General features: G+C 40.4%; 19 protein-coding genes. 7 read left to right on the plus strand and 12 right to left on the minus strand.

The window, feature by feature from the left end; genetic code table 11:
* The first annotated feature begins 123 nt into the window (after positions 1 to 123).
* Entirely contained in the window at positions 124 to 360 is a 237-nt protein-coding gene (locus AM592_RS09965) for a YczF family membrane protein (protein WP_053603668.1), read from the plus strand.
* On the opposite strand, the gene AM592_RS24960 is transcribed toward AM592_RS09965, so the two are convergent.
* From AM592_RS24960 to AM592_RS10005, 9 genes are all read right to left on the minus strand, one after another.
* Positions 353 to 724: a spore germination protein gene (locus AM592_RS24960; protein WP_264080177.1), complete on the minus strand. Its 372-nt coding sequence runs from the start codon at positions 722 to 724 to the stop codon at positions 353 to 355. The genes AM592_RS09965 and AM592_RS24960 overlap by 8 nt on opposite strands.
* Entirely contained in the window at positions 609 to 1,091 is a 483-nt protein-coding gene (locus tag AM592_RS24965) for a spore germination protein (RefSeq protein ID WP_264080178.1), read from the minus strand. The genes AM592_RS24960 and AM592_RS24965 overlap by 116 nt, the downstream gene beginning before the upstream one ends.
* A complete protein-coding gene (locus AM592_RS24970) occupies positions 1,051 to 1,455 on the minus strand; it encodes a GerAB/ArcD/ProY family transporter (protein WP_053603670.1) in 405 nt (134 codons plus the stop codon). Before AM592_RS24970 ends, AM592_RS24965 begins: the two co-directional genes overlap by 41 nt.
* 42 nt (positions 1,456 to 1,497) lie before the next feature.
* Positions 1,498 to 2,592 carry a GerAB/ArcD/ProY family transporter gene (locus AM592_RS09980; RefSeq protein WP_082363929.1) on the minus strand — a complete coding sequence of 365 codons (1,095 nt, stop codon included), beginning with the start codon at positions 2,590 to 2,592 and terminating at the stop codon, positions 1,498 to 1,500.
* Positions 2,593 to 2,636: 44 nt separating this feature from the next.
* Entirely contained in the window at positions 2,637 to 3,830 is a 1,194-nt protein-coding gene (locus AM592_RS09985) for a Ger(x)C family spore germination protein (RefSeq protein WP_053603671.1), read from the minus strand.
* The gene (locus AM592_RS09990) at positions 3,820 to 5,460 is read right to left on the minus strand and encodes a spore germination protein (RefSeq protein WP_053603672.1); all 1,641 of its coding nucleotides are present in this window, start codon (positions 5,458 to 5,460) and stop codon (positions 3,820 to 3,822) included. The genes AM592_RS09985 and AM592_RS09990 overlap by 11 nt, the downstream gene beginning before the upstream one ends.
* A gap of 353 nt (positions 5,461 to 5,813) precedes the next feature.
* Complete coding sequence (locus AM592_RS09995; RefSeq protein ID WP_053603673.1) at positions 5,814 to 6,548, minus strand: hypothetical protein; 735 nt, start codon at positions 6,546 to 6,548, stop codon at positions 5,814 to 5,816.
* Positions 6,549 to 6,725: 177 nt separating this feature from the next.
* On the minus strand, positions 6,726 to 7,199 hold the full coding sequence (locus tag AM592_RS10000; RefSeq protein WP_053603674.1) for a hypothetical protein: 474 nt from the start codon (positions 7,197 to 7,199) through the stop codon (positions 6,726 to 6,728).
* A 5-nt stretch (positions 7,200 to 7,204) separates the two neighbouring features.
* On the minus strand, positions 7,205 to 8,212 hold the full coding sequence (locus AM592_RS10005; RefSeq protein WP_225970352.1) for a DUF3231 family protein: 1,008 nt from the start codon (positions 8,210 to 8,212) through the stop codon (positions 7,205 to 7,207).
* A 222-nt stretch (positions 8,213 to 8,434) separates the two neighbouring features.
* On the opposite strand from AM592_RS10005, the gene AM592_RS10010 reads away from it, so the two are divergent.
* Entirely contained in the window at positions 8,435 to 8,638 is a 204-nt protein-coding gene (locus tag AM592_RS10010; RefSeq protein ID WP_053603676.1) for a hypothetical protein, read from the plus strand.
* Between the two features lie 182 nt (positions 8,639 to 8,820).
* Here the strand turns inward: AM592_RS10010 and AM592_RS10015 are convergent, their stop codons facing one another.
* The 3 genes from AM592_RS10015 to AM592_RS10025 are packed head-to-tail and all read right to left on the minus strand — an operon-like array spanning position 8,821 to position 10,991.
* A complete protein-coding gene (locus tag AM592_RS10015) occupies positions 8,821 to 9,003 on the minus strand; it encodes a hypothetical protein (protein ID WP_053603677.1) in 183 nt (60 codons plus the stop codon).
* Between the two features lie 42 nt (positions 9,004 to 9,045).
* Positions 9,046 to 10,095 carry an alpha/beta fold hydrolase gene (locus AM592_RS10020; RefSeq protein WP_082363932.1) on the minus strand — a complete coding sequence of 350 codons (1,050 nt, stop codon included), beginning with the start codon at positions 10,093 to 10,095 and terminating at the stop codon, positions 9,046 to 9,048.
* Positions 10,092 to 10,991, minus strand: coding sequence for a hypothetical protein (locus AM592_RS10025; RefSeq protein WP_053603678.1), 900 nt, complete (start codon positions 10,989 to 10,991; stop codon positions 10,092 to 10,094). Before AM592_RS10025 ends, AM592_RS10020 begins: the two co-directional genes overlap by 4 nt.
* Before the next feature lie 483 nt (positions 10,992 to 11,474).
* On the opposite strand from AM592_RS10025, the gene AM592_RS10030 reads away from it, so the two are divergent.
* The 5 genes from AM592_RS10030 to AM592_RS10050 all read left to right on the plus strand — a co-directional run bounded on the left by AM592_RS10030 (position 11,475) and on the right by AM592_RS10050 (position 17,330).
* Positions 11,475 to 12,482 (plus strand): beta-propeller fold lactonase family protein, encoded by a 1,008-nt coding sequence (locus AM592_RS10030; RefSeq protein WP_082363935.1) that lies wholly within the window; start codon positions 11,475 to 11,477, stop codon positions 12,480 to 12,482.
* 169 nt (positions 12,483 to 12,651) lie between these two features.
* Positions 12,652 to 14,331 carry an AMP-binding protein gene (locus AM592_RS10035; RefSeq protein WP_053603679.1) on the plus strand — a complete coding sequence of 560 codons (1,680 nt, stop codon included), beginning with the start codon at positions 12,652 to 12,654 and terminating at the stop codon, positions 14,329 to 14,331.
* Positions 14,332 to 14,459: 128 nt separating this feature from the next.
* The gene (locus AM592_RS10040) at positions 14,460 to 15,233 is read left to right on the plus strand and encodes an enoyl-CoA hydratase (RefSeq protein ID WP_053603680.1); all 774 of its coding nucleotides are present in this window, start codon (positions 14,460 to 14,462) and stop codon (positions 15,231 to 15,233) included.
* Positions 15,234 to 15,563: 330 nt separating this feature from the next.
* Complete coding sequence (locus AM592_RS10045) at positions 15,564 to 16,337, plus strand: electron transfer flavoprotein subunit beta/FixA family protein (protein WP_053603681.1); 774 nt, start codon at positions 15,564 to 15,566, stop codon at positions 16,335 to 16,337.
* A gap of 15 nt (positions 16,338 to 16,352) precedes the next feature.
* On the plus strand, positions 16,353 to 17,330 hold the full coding sequence (locus AM592_RS10050; RefSeq protein ID WP_053603682.1) for an electron transfer flavoprotein subunit alpha/FixB family protein: 978 nt from the start codon (positions 16,353 to 16,355) through the stop codon (positions 17,328 to 17,330).
* The last annotated feature ends 75 nt before the right edge of the window (positions 17,331 to 17,405 follow it).

Consider the following 17,405-nt stretch of genomic DNA (forward strand, 5'->3'; position numbering starts at 1 on the left):
ACATACGTCGTTACGGCGAATTCCTAATCAATCGGAATTCGTCTTCTTCATTTTGAAACAACGAATATACTGGACGAAGCCTGCTCATGATATAGGTATAGAGTAAAAACCTAGGAGGAAACCATGAAGATATTAGGAATATTTATTCTCATTCTTTTCTTATGCCTATCACTTATAGCAGGAATCGACTTACTTATGGGCTTTGATCCCTCTCATATTTTATATCATTTATTCAACCCCTTTTGGGTTATTGAAACCGGAGAATTAGTCATGTTGCTTTTCTTTCTACTGCTAACAGTCGGGCAGCAAATCTATTTCATGATCAAAAACAAAGCGAACAAACAAAAGGGATCTAGTTAGTTTTATTCATCAAACGGCTGCGAACCAACACAACCAAAAGCATTAACAGCGGAAGGCTGATGAGAAAAGTACTGTGCAGGTAATATGGTATGAAGTACCGGGCTTCTTCAGAATGCTCCACAAAATTTGAAGCAATTACCATTGATAATACAAGTAATATCACTCCTGTTGGAAAAACCACAAGCCTAAAGTTTAACTTAAACAAATTGGCCATCCCGATAGCAGCACAATAAAAATAGATGATTGCTTTAAAAAACACGGTAAGCAGTAAGGTGAAAACTACAATGACATCGAGCCGTTGGATAAAATCGAACCAATTGACCATTCCAATTGTTGATAGCAAAGGAAACGTAGATCTCTCCACATTTTTTACACCAAGTACAGCAATATTCAAAGCGGTAGTATAGCTTAAAATAAGCCCGCCTTGAAATGATGGCGGACAGCCAAACTTTTTTCACCGCTTCAGGCCGATTTAAATAAGGGTACAGCATCGTAAAAACAATCATTTCTCCAAAAGGGAAAGAGAGAAGCCTCGGAAAGGCAGTCGTAAAGACAGGCTTCCATCCATCTTCAAGAAACGGCTGCAGCTGATGAAAATCAACATACCCCGAAAAAAGAACTAAAAAATTCCCTGCAACTCCAAGAAGAAGCAGGATGATAATAAAAACCTCTGCTGATCTCGCAACTACTTCAATACCAAGATAAAGGACGTAGCAAACGGCAAGAATCATTAAAATATTGACAGCCCAATGCCGGTGTATTTGGCATAGTGGAAGAAATCAGCAAGTCACCGAATTCTCTTAGATTTCGAGCTGCTATGTACAAAAAGTAAATAATATATATAAGACCTATCGCCCAGCCTATGTAATTACCGAATATTTTTCTTGCGTATCCGGTCAAATACAGATTTGGATAGTGCCTCATGACATAATAGTGAATAAAAAATAAAACAATCCCTCCGCACAATCCGAAAAGAGTCGCAAGCCAAGCTTCTTTGCCGGCAGTTACCCCGTAACTTACAACCAGTGTAGTCCTGAGTTCAAAAATGAACATCAAAGCAAATAGTTGAATGACATTAATTTTGGCCTTTTCCAATGAGCAAGCAGCCTCTCTTTGCTTATTTAGGTGTAAATAGTTCTAATTTGCTTTCTTAAAACGGTTGCGAACCGTCGCAACTAGCAGCAAAGACAAAGGGATTAATATGTGAATAAACAAGAAAAGAGAATACGGTACAACCTTTTGCCCTTCTTCAATATGCTCCGAAAAATCCGAAGAAATAACCATAGTTAAAATAATAAGGATTAATCCTGACGGCAAAAGTATTTGATGCTTTTTTAACTTAAACAAATCAACCATTCCGATGATCGCACTATAAAAAAAGATGGAGATTTTGTAAAACATGGTTAAGAGGAAGGAAAGAACAACAACAGCATCAAGCCGTTGGATAAAATCGAAAAGGTTCACTCTTCCGATCGTCGACAGCAACGGAAACGTAGCGACTTCCATTTCTCCCAAACCGAGAACAGCAATGTTTAAACTGGTTATAAACATTAATATAATTCCGCTCGTAAATAAAGCGGACAGCCAAACTTTTTTTGCTAATTCAGGCTGATTTAAATACGGAAGCAGCATCGTAAAGACGAAAAATTCTCCGAAAGGGAAAAAGGCAATCGACGGAACTGTTTTTAAAATGGGCTCCCATCCGTTTTCAAGAAAAGGTTGCAGGTTATGGAAATCGACATAGCCTGAAAAAAATACGAGAAAACTGGCAGTAACCCCAAAAAAGATCAGGATCACAATAAACACTTCCGCGGTCCTCCCTATTGTTTCTATCCCTAGAAACAATACATAACAGAGGACAAGAAGGAATAACACGATAATCGCCAGCACTGGTGTGTTGGTTAAAGTTGAAGCACGCAGCAGATCCCCAAAATCACGCAGATTTCTGGCTGCAGCATACAAAAAGTAGATGACATATATCAAGCCGATCATCCAACCAAGATATTTGCCAGCAATTTTTCTGGCGTACCCGGTGAACGACAGATTAGGATATTGGCGATACAAAAAGTAGTATATGAAAAATAAGACGATCCCCCCGCACATTCCTAAAAAAATTGCAAACCAAGCATCTTTTTTCGCACCACTGGCAAGGCTCACGACCAAAGCGCTTCCAAGCTCAAAAAATAACATTATCGAAAAAAGTTGAATGGCACTTAATTTAGCTTTTTCCATCGTCTGTGAAGCCCCTTTGCAACTAGGTATGACAAGATATTCGCCTATTTAATATATGACTTTGTCCGCAAGCCTGTTCTCCGAATAAATGCTTGCACGTCTACGTTAATATCCGTTTCAGGAAATATTTCTTCATCCCACGTTTTTTCGATCTTTTTATACAATTTTGGATCTTCACGGTTCACATATTCGCCAAAGTGAAAAAAGTCGCTTCGTGCCTCTTTGGCTGCTTCTACTGCCATTACCATTTCCGCTTTCATTTTCTTTGCCATCTCGTTTTCAAGTTTTTCAATGGACTCATGCTTCGAGAGATCGATCGGACATTGGACTTCGGAAATTTCCCCTTCAGCCCGAGCCTTGATATCAATGACCGGTTTCCCATTTTTTATTTTCGCCTTAATTTTCAAAATGTAACGGTTCAAATCTACGGCAACGTCTTTTTCTTCCTTCTTACAAGGAAGGTTGATGTTCGTTTCGCTCACTTCTTTATTTATCCACATCGCTCCGCGCTCTAAGGAGCCATCCAGCCACTTTGTCAGTTTCCCCTGTTTAAAAACGGCAATCCCTTTGATTTCCACCTTAGTCTCAGGAGAAATCTGCTGCACATTTTTTACGCTGTTTCCATTTTCCGCGTTTCCAGTCATCTGAAGCCCAGTCAAGCTTACCCCTTTTTCGCTTAATTGTTGAATGACTTGATTCGCTTGGGTGCTGGTACCCTTTCTGCTGTTTTTCAGACTATCAGCAATCCCAACAGCAGGAACAGACTCTAATGAGGTCGTAATTTGGAGAAGCTCCTCTGCTTTATGATCTCTCGCGATTAAAATCGGAAAAAGCGTTCGAAACTGGGAATCGCGTTCAATCCAATCAAACAAATCTTGAATGCCTTCTTCTCTCGCCAGCTCCTCGCCAATCACCATTAATTGGACATGAGGAAAAAAAAGCTTCTGGGAGGACTGTGGCGAAATTTTTTGAAAAGCCTCGTGAATAGTGCTCCCTGACGCCGAGAAGGTCGTAACGGGGGCTGCTTCAGATCCCCCTCCCTGCCCTTGTGTAGTAGAGATTTTTTGCTCATTAATAATTTGGACTGTCACTCGATATTTGTTTTCAGTATCTTCGTTAAGGTCAATCCCAAGTGCACCCACAACATCCAGTTCTTGTAATTCGTTGCGATCCCAGCAGCCTGACAACAAGAAAATCGAAAGAAATGCTACTAATATGATGAATGGATTACGATTCATTGGAATCCCTCTTTGGTTCTTGATCAAGTGTATGATTTTTTCTCGGAGTCGGCCGCAAATCTTGTGTATCGCCTGCCCTCATAATTTTCTTTTGGCTAACTAGGCGAGGTCGATTAGATAAAAGCGGCTTCGGGAAACGGAGGAGCGAATCTTTCCAATCCGAAATAATCAAAGGAGCAAAGGGTGCCAAATAGGGAATTCCGAACGAGCGCAGGCTGCACGTGTGCGCGACTAATACTATGACTCCAAGTCCAATTCCGTAAAGCCCGAATGAAGCAGCCAATGTCATCATTCCAAACCGCAGTAAACGCGTCGCATCCATCATTGTATAATGGGGGACGGTAAAACTGGCTATGGCAGTCCCTGCCACGACAATGACCATGGCACTTGAAACAATTCCCGCTGCAACTGCGGCGTCTCCCAATACTAATGCTCCAACGATAGAAACCGCCTGTCCTACAGGCCGCGGCATCCGCACTCCCGCCTCCCGCAGCACCTCGAAGGTAAATTCCATTAACAGCGCCTCGATAAAAACTGGAAAAGGAACACCTTGACGCTGAGCTTGCAGACTGATCAACAAAGGGGTTGGAATCATTTCCGGGTGATACGCAATAAAGGCAATAAACAAAGACGGTCCTAAAAGAGTAAATAAAAATGCAATAATTCGAAGAAGCCGCAAAAAACTGGCAACGGTCCAATTTAAATAATAATCCTCAGCCGTTTGAAAAAATTGATTCCAGGTCGCAGGCAAAACTAACGGCATTGGCGTCCCGTCAACAAAAATAGCGACACGCCCTTCCATCAAATTTCCCGCCACAACATCCGGACGTTCCGTCACAAGAAACGTAGGCCAAGGAGTCCATATGTTATCCCCAATCCATTCTTCAATTGTGTTTGTCCCCATAATTTCATCGGCTTCTATTTTACCTAGCCGCTCTCTGACTTCGGCAAGAAGCTTTTCGTTGACTAATCCATTTACGTACAATAAAGCCACATCCGTTTGTGTAACCTTCCCCAGCTTCATCGTTTCTACCCATAGATTTGGGCTTTTAATCCTGCGGCGAACCATGGATGTATTCGTAATAAGAGCCTCAACAAAGCTTTCCTTCGGCCCCCTGACTGAAGGTTCTGTCAAAGGTTCAGCAATGGACCGTAACTCCCCGCCTTGCACAGAGCAGCCAATGGCTTTATTCACGCCATCAGCAAGAATCATGGTTTGCCCTGATATAAGTGAAGAGAGTAGCTTTTTCCATTCTGTAATATCCTCTATCGTTGCTACTGTTATAATATTTTCTTTAATGTAGGCAAAAAGTTCTTTCGGGGTCTCGGGATCGACATTATCAGTATTTTTCACGTTCTCCATTAGTCTTTCAATGATCGAAACACTGATCAGTTCTTTATCGGCCAACCCGTTGATATGAATAGCAGCCACTTTGTGCTGGGTAGGTTTCCCCATTTTAAATTGGCGAATGATTAAGTCACCGCTGTCTCCTAAAACCTCTTTAATATTTTTTATATTTTCATCTAAACTCTGGCTGATTTTTACGTCTTTAGTGGGTAATTCCGATTCTTCATAATACATCGTTTTCTCTTTTTGTTTTTTTAATAAGCGGTTCCACATACTATTCATAGTCCTGTAACACTCCAAGCTAATAGAGAAATATGTTCGGGTGCTTCATTCAAAGATAGTATCCCTGTTTTCCATTTTTTAATGCATTTGATATGAAAACCCTAATGAGATTTGATTTCCCAAAATAAAAAATAGAAAACGCTTCTTCAGGGGATTTCTGCCGGGGATGGAGTTTTTGCGACCGCTTTGGAATTTATTGCGACCACCTCTGCTTTTTTTCTGCCCGTTTTCCAAAAGATTCGACCAGCTACTGGTGCAGAACAAATCCAGTCTTCATACGTTAAGCAATAAAAAACTCCATTTAATGGCGGATGAAACCAGCCATCGAACGGAGTTTTTCATAAATACAACTATTAAGAAATCCTGCTGACAATCAGCCACACCGCTGAATATCCAATGCTTCCAGCTGCGAACGCCAGGAAGCTCGTTTCCCCTTCTTCGGAAAATTCCTGTTTTATGGCGTTCATGATCATGCCCCCCGAAAGCAATGCAAATACTGCAGAGATGGCAGAATCTGAAATCTTAACAAAGACGCTGATGATCCATCCGAGAAGAAAACCTGCCGAAAGCAGCCATCTTCCCAGTTTGTCATAGGCTTCTTTATGAGAACGGCGGAGACTGATATCATTGGACATAATATGCACAGATAATGCTGCAAAAAAGAAAAGTTTTTCAGTTATCCCTCCATTCTTTCCTTGGAGCAATAAATAACCAATTAACGTATTAAAAATAAAAAATGAGCTCATATGAATCCAAAATACCCGATGCGAAACTTCTTTTCCATTCAATTCATGGTGTTGAATCCTTGATCTTTTTACATACCATTCCAGCCCTCCAAAAAATAACAGCCCGATCATCGCTATAAGATAAGCATCGTTTTCTACTAATCCAAATGGAGTCGCTCTATCAATATTCTCCTGATGATCATTTAGATTGGGAAGAGTTTCAGAAAAAACATAACCTACCGAAATTCCTCCTGATAAGGAAAGAGCATAGCTTCTGGGAATCGTAGGTAAAGAGCTAATATGTTTGGAAAAAAGATGAAAGGCGACAAATCCAAGCGCGAGGAAAAAGCTGATCAATAACATGATTAGTCTCCTTTCTAATACTCATATAAGCTGTTAATCGAAAAAGCAGCTATACTGATCGACTTCAATTTCTTGCTTTAAGTGTTTTCGCATATCAATTCCCTTTTTGTCCTACAGTAAACTAACTTAGATCAACTCGAGTTTTTCCCAACAAAAAAAGTCGAATAAGATCATCTCTTACTCGACTTCTTTATCTTTCCAATGCATCTTATTTAAAATCACCTTTTGAATAAAAAGCCCTAGGATCACACCGGGAATAACAAATATCATGGGGAGCCATATTGGACCTAATAAGGTGCCAAAAACCGTAAAGGAAGAAGAATAAATTACTCCTATAGTTACGAAGTATGCCGCAAAAACAAAAGGCAAGAAAGAATACGGAGTCTTAGTGCCGCCTGCATCCTTATAGGCATCCCACATCGCGAAAAAATATAGACACGGGTAAAACATCAGCCAATTATAATTCGCTTGTTCAATTGCTTGAAATATCTCTCCTGTAAAGCTTAAGCGAATCGTTTCATTGAAGTTGGCCTGGATGTTAACGAGAAATTCCAAGGAAATAAATAAAATTCCTTTGATTAATTTCCTGTTTAAAATCTGTCCAAATCCGGGTAACGCAATGCTCCATAGTAATTTTTCGTGTGCACCCACATGATTTAACCCTTTACTAACTGATTACGATCATCTGCCTGCGGAGGCTCTTCCAGCCATCCATGCTTTATCATAATATTTGCCCCGTCTTCTGCATACAATGAAATTTCTGGGATGATTGATGCATAATTCATGGCGATATCTCTTCGCGGGCTCGCGGCCATTGCTGTCCCATAATTACCGATTCCGGCAGCTATCATAGCGGTGACATGATACATAATCAACTTGTCAGAAAATACTTTTGTCGTAGAATCAGAAACTGAAGCATCCCAGGTCATCGGAGCTGGCAAATCCTCTTTTCTTAAGACGTCGCTAAATAAATCAATATGCTTTTGGGCAATTTGCTTTCCTCTTAATAAGTATTGTTTCACATCCTGCTTTTGAGCGACTTGAGCAAAGCCTACCATCAAAGCCTTACCAATCGAATTGGTTTGAACGTTAATAAACAGGTGAGTGATTTCAATCCCAGTTAACACTCTTTTCCCGCCAAAAAACCCTGCTAAAAACCGCTGTTTCTCAATAAAATCAACCTTATCTGGAACTGAAATATACGGCGGCCTTAAATAAATTCCTTGATTAAGCATGACCTCTTTTGATAATTCTTGCAATCGAACGGAAGCATCTAACACACTTTTATGAAAACCGACCACATCTGTCCGAGTAACAACTCCAATGGCCAAGCTGCTTGCCGCCATACCAAGAATGGACATGTTTCGTAAATACATTAATACAAAAGAGTCAGAAAATAATTTCGGAGCTGTCGGATTCACATCTTGCTCATTAAATCCAACCGGTATCGGAAAGTCCTCTTTCTGAAACAAGTTCTGTAAGAACGAAATATTTGTTTTAGTGGCCTGTAACGCAAATTCGATAACAGGACGAACTTCCTCATCTTCTAACTTCTCTAAAAAATGCGTTAAAGCACATATGGAAGCCGTATCATTCATATACTGCGTCCACAAGCTTGCCATTTCTGCCGCTGTTAAACGAATCTTTAATTTATCTTCCATCATAACACCTCTATGTAAAAATGAATGTAATTTAATGTTATGGTCTCACAACCCATTCAAATTATTCCTTGAAATTGATATAAAAAGAAGCAATGAATCGCAGTCCAAATAGAGCATCTATTTCAAAAATTGTTTTTTACCTATTTTAATCTCTACTAGGGTAAAGCCGCTACGATTTAGAGATAGAGAAAATATAATATGGATAAAAAGAGGAGAGGAGTAATTATGATGAGTGAAAAGAAAAAGTTTCCGAAAAAATACCTTAGTTATTTCATTAAAACCCAAGTGTATTTTTTAGAGAAGAATATTGCTTATTTAGAACAAGTAAAAGAAAAATTACAAGGATCAGATGATCAAAAAAAATACAAAAATTATTCCAAAGTATTAAGAAATCTCTTAAAGGAACAAATGAAAGAACTTTCAAAATAAAAGATTCTGTTTAGAAAGTTGACGCTCGAACAAGGTACGCTAAAAATAAGAGTTCCTTGTTTGAGTTTTTTTCTTCCTGATTTATAAATTTACACCTATAAAAAATGTCAACCAATTAAACCTGGTTGACATTTTTTATAACGATCTATTTAGTTATGGTGCTTTTACAGTCTATATTGAAATCAAACGATTGAATCGCCTTGATAAAGGTGCGATTCACGGTCGAAATAATTTGGCTGAGCAAGATCATAAAACAAGTCAGGCGAAACCTGACACTTTACATAGTTTTTACATACGATACTTGCTAAGCCTAACCCCTCTGCTAAGAGATTTTCCATTTTACTATCCGGCTGAATAAGATACACTCTACATCCCTCCTTGCATACACCTTTAAAATAATGACAAATTTAATATAACGGATTAGACCGTTTACTAAGCCATTTATCCAAGTGTGGAGGTAAACCATCTTTAACTGTGAACGTAGCATGGCCTGCTGTTATCACTTCTAACGTTTTATCCTTGCTGGATACCAGCTCCATAATTGGAGAGCTCATTTCTATCGGGACAAGCCGATCATTTTCTGCTGTAATAACAAGGAGGTTTGCATGGATATTGGAAAGATCTGCATTCTTCCCTTCAATAACCATCCCTCCATTAACGAGTTTGTTATCTTTACCAATATTTTCAGTCAATTGTTTCAAAGCTTTTCCTGGAAACGGGACGTGTCCTACTGTCCATTTATTAAAGCGTCGCCAGTGGTCGACATACTCTTGGTTATCAGCCCGGGCCAAAAGAGACAAATAGTGACTGAAGTATACAGGAGAGCTAACCATACGCATCCCCGCTTCCATGAATTTCGCGGGAACAATTCCTATCGCATCTATGATACTATGATCTACCTCACCGTCTTTGAGAGCTTCAATCCATTGATCAAAGACTGGATATTGATGAAAGTCAATCGGTGCAACATTCAGAACAAGGTTCTTAATTGGTTCTTCAGATACCGCTGCATAGATTGCAGCAAGGGTTCCACCTAAACAATAGGCAATGACGGTTAGTTCTTCAGCTTCTGAATGACGAAATGCCCGTTTCACAGCTGATTGGATGTAATCCATAATATACATGTCTAGAGAAATGTCCTTATCTTCATAGCCTGGAATGCCAAAATCTAGTAAATATACATCGTAACCTGCATTTACAAACGCTTCAATCATGCTCGTTCCCGGAGCTAAATCAAGGATAAACGCTTTATTGACAAGAGAGTATACAAGAAATAAAGGGATGCTGTACTTTTTCTTTTTGGCAGGATAATACCAGAGAGTAGCTTTGTTTTTCTTCCAGACAGGAATGCGGTAGGTTGGACCGACTTCAGGCTCTGGAGTATTCCATATATCTGTGAATCGCATGAATTGTTTTAGAATATCATCATGAAGTTGACTCTCTTTTTCTGACATCATTCTTCATCCTTTTTATAAAGGTTAATAAGATCCGAAAGATGCTTTAAGATCCTTTCTCTATGAAGTTCCCTTAAAGATTTCATGGTCCAATCATTTGAAGTTTTTCCTTGCTCTTCATTTTCCTCTTTTATATCACTTGTAAATGTTGGATCATCATTCGAATTTTCATTAGGTTTTGAAAGATTTTCTTGCTCTGATTCATTGTCTAAGGCATCAGGGGTATGTTTCATCTCTCTACGAAGTTCCCTTAAAGATTTTAAGGCCCGGTCTGGATTTGAAGTTTTTCCTTGCTCTTCTTCATTTTCCTCTTTTATATCACTTGTAAATGCCGAATCATCATTCGAATTTTCATTAGGTTTTGAAAGATTTTCTTGCTCTGATTCATTGTCTAAGGCATCAGGGGTATGTTTCATCTCGTTCAACGATTGATTTAAGGGAGCGGGATCATCATTAAAAGGTTTTTCCAGGTCCTCAATTGCATCGATTGAATCACTGGAGCTTACTGAACTATCATTCGAGCTTGCATGATAGGATGTTGGATTTTCTTTTTCGAATGCATTCTTTGCATGTTTTATCACTTTCATATCGTCCAGCGATTTGTTCAATGCGTAAAGATATTCTTCTATTTGATCGATTTTCTCTTCTAGCTGAATAACGAGGTTTGCTAAGTTGTAATGATCTTTTTTGGTAGGAAAATTCAAGATGGCTGATAAGAGTTCTACATACTCCTGGATGTCTTCAATACGTTTTGCAAGAATCGGTCCTGTCTTATTAAATAGCTCAATGAACTCTTTATTATTTAATTCGTCCTGTATTGATTCGTTGAGCTTCTTTTCAAGTTCCGACCCTTTTTTCTTAAGTAGAAGCAAGGCTTCCTGTGCATTTAGCTCCGACACATTTGATCAGTCCTTCCATGAAATTTATTTAATACTTATTGATCACTAGCCTAACGTGTCAAGCTATAGCATCAGTTGCACTGGACTACAGCAAGATCAAAGGCTTTGTTTTTCTAAAATCCTTTATTTTTCCAATATACTTTTACTTTATATAATATAAACAGATGGGGCAGCTTTGGTGCGAAAATTGATATTTTTGCCCTAAAAGAATATAGATTTTCGGAACTCCAGTCTTACTATCTATTAACAATGGGTCATTACACCGTTTTTAACGATAGGAACATAAAGAAAAAACACCTTCATTAAACCTTAGAAACACAGGGCTTAGCGAAGGTGTTTTTTATATTAACTTATGTTTTGTTATTAAAAATAGTCATTTACTTACTTTCATTTGCCTATACCGAAAAGTACACCTGCTAATAGAATAAACAAGCAATTTTATTTCATACCAACTACAAGATTTTCATAAGGGGGTGTATTAATATGGTAGGCTGTGCCTATATCGCGAATGCTAAAACCGCCAATGTGTCGGTGATTAATCTCCAAACAAACGAAACTGTGCAAACTATTGAGGTAGAAAATAGCCCACACCATATCGCGATCACCAAACACTGGAGATTCGCTTATGTTACGAATAAAGATTCCGCCAGCGTCTCAGTGATTGATATCCTGACCAACATAATGAGCAAGAGGATAGAGGTTGGGAATTCACCTTGCCATATTGCGATCACCCCGGACGAAAAATTGGCCTACGTTGCCAATCAGGATTCCGCTAATGTCTCAGTGATTGATGTCGGGACGAACACCAAGATTACCGATATCGAAGTTGGGGATAATCCCTTCCATATCAAGGTTACGCCGGACGGGAAACAGGCCTATGTTTTAAAAAGGCCGTCGAAAAATATTTCGGTGATCGATGTTCAGACGAGTTCCAAGATTTCTGATATCGAAGTTGGCGAAAATCCCTCCGACATCGCATTCACCCTCGACGGGAAACAGGCTTATGTCGCAAATGCGAATTCAGAAAATGTCTCGGTAATTGATATCCATGCTAATACCTTGATCCAAACGATTGGGGTAGGCAGTATCCCGTTCCAGATCAGAATTACTCCTGACGGGAAAAAGGTCTATGTTGCAAACATTGCTTCGGATAATGTGACAGTGATTAATGTAGAAACCAATGCGATTATTCAAACGATTAAAGTTGGACGTATCCCTTTTCACTTCGCGATTACCCCTGACGGGAAAAGGGCATATGTCGTGAATGCTAATTCCTCCAATGTGACGGTTATTGATATCGAGACCAACACGAGTGTTCAAACGATAGAGGTCGGTGATTTGCCATTCCACATAGTCATCAGCCCAGACGAGACACGAGCTTTTGTTGCAAACCAAAATTCCGCCAATGTGACGGTTATTGATATTGAGACCGACTCGAGAATAACGGATATTAAAGTGGGTGATGCCCCGCTTTATATCGCGATCAACTAACTTCCATCGGAGTTCCATCATTATGATATTTGCACTTCTATTTAAATCTACTAAAAATGCCTATGTATCTTAAGGGAAGTCCATTTCCCTCTATTTAAAAATGACGTATCAAAAACAAAATTCATTTGTACAAATATAGCGTACACAGGTGCGCAACAGGAGGTATGATATGAAGATTGAAAGGCCTTGGCTAGACAGCTATCCTGACGAAATTCCTCATGATTTGACATACGAAAACAAACCGCTGCACTCTTTTTTAACAGACACCGCCAACACCTATCCCGATCATCAATCCATTTACTTTCTCGGCAAAAAAATGAGGTTTCGTGAAGTCCACGAAGCAGCGTTAAAGCTTGCTGCATATTTGCAAAAAATCGGCATTAAAAAAGGCGACCGGGTAGCCCTCATGCTGCCAAACTGCCCACAAGCCGTGATTTCATACTACGGGATTCTCTTTTCTGGAGGCATTGTCGTGCCAACGAATCCCTTATTTACGGAAAGAGAGCTGGAATATCAATTAAAGGACAGTGAATGTACAGCGATCATTTCACTCGACTTACTATATCCGCGCATCATAAAAATGAAAAAGGCAACTAAATTATCCCATCTCATTATCACAAGCATCAAAGACTATTTGCCCTTCCCGAAAAATATACTGTACAGATTTACTCAAAAGAAAAATAGTCTCGTCACGATCAAAGAAAATGAGGAAACTCACCTCTTCAAAAGAATCATTAAAAATACGAACGGTCTTCCGGAGATCATTGACATTGACCCCCTCCATGATATCGCTGTATTGCAATATACAGGCGGGACAACAGGCCTTCCAAAGGGAGCTATGCTGACTCACCGGAACATTGTCGCCAATACGAAAATGTGTGGGGCATGTCTCTATAAATTAAAGAAAGGCTCGAGAGAATCGACTTTAGGAATTGTACCATTTTTTCACGTCTATGGTATGACGACCGTATTAAATTACAGTGTTTTGCAAGCATTTCAAATGATCCTGCTTCCAAAATTTGATGCCCTTGACGCGTTGAAAACGATTCACAAGCTGAAACCAAGCCTTTTTCCAGGAGCACCAACGATCTATATCGCTCTTTTAAACCACCCGGATGAGAACAAATATGATTTATCCTCTATTGACACCTGTATCAGCGGCTCTGCCTCACTGCCTGTCGAAGTCAAGAATCAATTTGAAAAGGCCACCGGCGGAAAGCTTGTCGAGGGTTACGGCTTATCAGAAGCTTCGCCAGTGACCCATACGAATTTCATGTGGGGCAAAAACAAACCGGGCAGCATCGGCTGCCCATGGCCGGGAACAGATGCTGCCATTTACTCGGAGGAAACAGGCGGAGCGCTTCCTCCTTACGAACGGGGCGAATTAATTGTTAAAGGCCCCCAAGTGATGAAGGGATATTGGAATAACCCCGAAGAAACAGCAGCCGTATTACGAGATGGCTGGCTCTTCACCGGAGACATCGCTTATATGGACGAAGAGGGGTTCTTCTATATTGTCGATCGAAAAAAAGACATAATCATTGCGAGCGGCTATAATATTTATCCTCGTGAAATCGAAGAGGTGTTCTATGAGCACGAAGCTATCCGGGAAGTAATCGTTGCCGGGATTCCTGATCCATACCGTGGAGAAACTGTGAAAGCCTATGTTGTGTTAAAGCAGCATGCGACATTGACAGAAAAAGAACTGGATGAGTATGCGAGAACGCACCTGGCACCTTACAAAGTGCCCAAAATTTACGAGTTTCGCGATGAACTGCCGAAAACAACAGTAGGAAAAATCTTAAGAAGAGCGTTAATTGAAGAAGAAAAAGCAAAAATGAACCATTGAAGAGACAAACGCAACGCAGGTGATGAATGATCAATAGTATGTATTAGATATGCAAACGCAAAAAGACATACATCACCTGCTGATTTGCGGGTTCAACTAAAAGCGAATAAGCAGGAGGAAAGAATATAATGGAAAACCTAACGTTAGCTGTCGATCAACGAATCGCTACCATTACATTCAACCGTCCGCCGGCAAATGCTTTATCTAAAGGGCTTTTGAAAGAATTATCGGAATGCCTGGATCAAATTGAAGGCAGCCCTGATGTTCGTGCGGTCATCATTTGCGGTGAGGGCAGGTTTTTTTCGGCAGGAGCTGACATAAAGGAATTTACACGCGCAATCGCTTCAAATAAAAAGACTTTTTCTGAAAGAGGCCAGCAGATCTTGGAACAGATCGAATCGTTCCCAAAGCCAATCATTGCAGCTATCCATGGAGCTGCACTCGGCGGAGGGCTGGAGCTTGCGATGGCTTGCCATATCCGGATTGCAGAAGGCGGTGCCAAGCTCGGATTGCCGGAGCTAAACTTAGGCATCATCCCCGGTTTTGCCGGAACACAGCGGCTCCCGAAATATGTTGGCACTGCGAAAGCACTGGAAATGATAGGGACAGCCCAACCGATCAGCGGGAAAGAAGCCTATGAAATCGGTCTTGTTACAACCCTTGTGAACGATCGAGAAGAAGCTTTAGTCAAAGCCTATGAATTGGCAGAGCAATTTGCCGAAAAAAGCCCGAAAACCTTAAAATACGTTTTGGAGCTCCTGAATGCAAATAAAACCAATTCTTATGAAAGAGCGCTAAAGCTGGAAGCGAAGCGATTCGGCGAGGTTTTTCAATCTCAGGATTCGAAGGAAGGCATCCAAGCTTTCCTTGAGAAAAGGAAGCCAAATTTTAAAGGCGAGTAGGTTGATTGATTTATATATTCACCTTCTTTTCTTTGAGCAATCTCGGTCACCGTTTTCATTTTGCAAGTTGAGGTGGTATTTCGGTACTTTACCTGCGCTTTTTCGCACAATCTTCTCTTTATTTGGATGATTTACGGTGGACTTATGATTCGATAGCCTGTATCAAAACCATCCCCCACATCGGGGGTTTTTAGTTCAATGAAGAAGGCAATATCGTGGAGAAACTGCTTAACGCATGATAAACATCTTTTTAGGTTCTTTCACATCCGATAAGGGTAAATATTTCGGGTCTAAATAGAGCCAATACAAAATATACGCGGGGGAAATGGTATGAACATCTTCGTTTTAATAAAGCGTACATTCGACTCAGAGGAAAAAATTACGATTCACGCTGGGGATATCGTTCAAGATGGCGCAGAGTTCATTATTAATCCGTATGATGAATTTGCAATTGAAGAAGCCATCCGCATGAAAGAAGCACACGGCGGAGAAATCACGGTTATGACAGTTGGCAGTAAAGAAGCAAGCAGAGAGCTGCGTACCGCCTTGGCTATGGGATGCGACAAAGCCGTTTTGTTTAATATTGAAGAGGACGTGATGGATCCGGATCCCTTCACGACGGCAACCATCCTCTATCACTATATAACAGAAAAACCGTTTGAGCTGATTTTAGCAGGAAATGCAACCATTGACAGCGGGTCAGGCCAAGTAGGTCCCAGATTAGCTGAACTGCTGAATATCCCTTGTGTCACAACGATTACGAAGCTTGCGATCGACGGAAAAGAAGTAGAAATGGAGCGGGATGCGGAAGGCAATATTGAAATAGTAAAATCACAGCTGCCACTCCTTCTAACCACCCAGCAAGGATTAAATGAACCGAGATATCCGTCGCTCCCGGGAATCATAAAAGCAAAGAAAAAGCCCATGGAAGAACTCACACTAAATGATCTTAATCTAACAGCAGAAGAGGTAGCGGCGAAAACAAAAACGACCTGCCGCCTATTGCCGCCTAAAAAAGCAGCAGTACGAATGATAGAAGGAGATGCGGGTGAACAAGCAAAACAATTGGCGGCTCTGCTTAGAAGCGACGCAAAAGTTATCTAACAAGGGGGGATCAATATGGGAAAAAAAGTAGTGGTTTTAGGGGAGATTAGAGACGGATCAATTCGCAAGATAACCTTTGAAGCGATAGCTGCCGGGAAAATGATAGCAAATGGCGGCGAAGTGATCTGTATGCTCTTTGGTAAAAAGGTTATTCAATATGGGAAAGAGATGATCAATTACGGAGCAGAACGCATCGTTGTAATTGAAAATGAGAAATTGGCTGATTATACTCCAGACGGCTATGCTCAAGCGATCAAAGCGATTGTTGAAAAAGAAATTCCGGATGCCATCCTTACAGGGCATACCTCAATTGGGAAGGATATTATGCCAAAAATTGCTGCAAAGCATCAAACTGGGTTGCTTTCAGACGTGATCAAACTCGAACACAAAGGAAACGACCTAGTATTTACCAGGCAAATCTATTCAGGTAAAGCCCTTGAACAAAAAATTGCATTAGGGAAGCTTGTGCTTGCTACGATCAGGCCGAACAATATATCTCCATTGGAAAGGAATGAAAACCGAAGCGGAACGATAGAGAAACTAGATATCGAGATAAAGGATATCAGGACAACAATTCAGGATATCGTCAAAAGAACAACAGAAAGCGTGGACTTATCCGAAGCGAAAATCATCGTTGCCGGCGGAAGAGGAGTCAAGAACAAAGACGGCTTTAAGCTTTTGCAAGATCTCGCGGAAGCATTAGGAGCCGCTGTCGGTGCTTCCAGAGGAGCATGTAATGCCGATTTATGTGACCTTTCTCTACTAATAGGACAAACGGGTAAGGTAGTTACACCAGAGCTCTATATTGCCTGCGGGATATCTGGAGCGATCCAGCATTTGGCCGGCATGTCGAATAGCAAAGTGATAGTTGCGATTAATAAGGACCCAAACGCTGATATCTTCCAAGTCGCGGACTATGGCATCGTAGGTGATCTATTTGAAATCATTCCGCTGTTAACGAAAGAAATCAAACAGTTAAAAACTCAAAAATAAGGACATATATTCAAGGTTTTCTCTCTATTATTTTACATCAGAACCAAGACTGCGTCCCATTCTACTATTTTTGTT

The sequence above is a fragment of the Bacillus gobiensis genome, assembly GCF_001278705.1.
Taxonomy (GTDB): Bacteria; Bacillota; Bacilli; order Bacillales; family Bacillaceae; genus Bacillus; species Bacillus gobiensis.

Excerpts from the sequence above, each read along its gene's own strand:
- AM592_RS09965 (WP_053603668.1), top strand. The coding sequence starts at position 124 with ATGAAGATATTAGGAATATTTATTCTCATTCTTTTCTTATGCCTATCA.
- AM592_RS24965 (WP_264080178.1), bottom strand. The coding sequence starts at position 1,091 with ATGATTCTTGCCGTTTGCTACGTCCTTTATCTTGGTATTGAAGTAGTT.
- AM592_RS09980 (WP_082363929.1), bottom strand. The coding sequence starts at position 2,592 with ATGGAAAAAGCTAAATTAAGTGCCATTCAACTTTTTTCGATAATGTTA.
- AM592_RS09985 (WP_053603671.1), bottom strand. The coding sequence starts at position 3,830 with ATGAATCGTAATCCATTCATCATATTAGTAGCATTTCTTTCGATTTTC.
- AM592_RS09990 (WP_053603672.1), bottom strand. The coding sequence starts at position 5,460 with ATGAATAGTATGTGGAACCGCTTATTAAAAAAACAAAAAGAGAAAACG.
- AM592_RS09995 (WP_053603673.1), bottom strand. The coding sequence starts at position 6,548 with ATGTTATTGATCAGCTTTTTCCTCGCGCTTGGATTTGTCGCCTTTCAT.
- AM592_RS10005 (WP_225970352.1), bottom strand. The coding sequence starts at position 8,212 with ATGATGGAAGATAAATTAAAGATTCGTTTAACAGCGGCAGAAATGGCA.
- AM592_RS10010 (WP_053603676.1), top strand. The coding sequence starts at position 8,435 with ATGATGAGTGAAAAGAAAAAGTTTCCGAAAAAATACCTTAGTTATTTC.
- AM592_RS10020 (WP_082363932.1), bottom strand. The coding sequence starts at position 10,095 with ATGATGTCAGAAAAAGAGAGTCAACTTCATGATGATATTCTAAAACAA.
- AM592_RS10030 (WP_082363935.1), top strand. The coding sequence starts at position 11,475 with ATGGTAGGCTGTGCCTATATCGCGAATGCTAAAACCGCCAATGTGTCG.
- AM592_RS10035 (WP_053603679.1), top strand. The coding sequence starts at position 12,652 with ATGAAGATTGAAAGGCCTTGGCTAGACAGCTATCCTGACGAAATTCCT.
- AM592_RS10040 (WP_053603680.1), top strand. The coding sequence starts at position 14,460 with ATGGAAAACCTAACGTTAGCTGTCGATCAACGAATCGCTACCATTACA.
- AM592_RS10045 (WP_053603681.1), top strand. The coding sequence starts at position 15,564 with ATGAACATCTTCGTTTTAATAAAGCGTACATTCGACTCAGAGGAAAAA.
- AM592_RS10050 (WP_053603682.1), top strand. The coding sequence starts at position 16,353 with ATGGGAAAAAAAGTAGTGGTTTTAGGGGAGATTAGAGACGGATCAATT.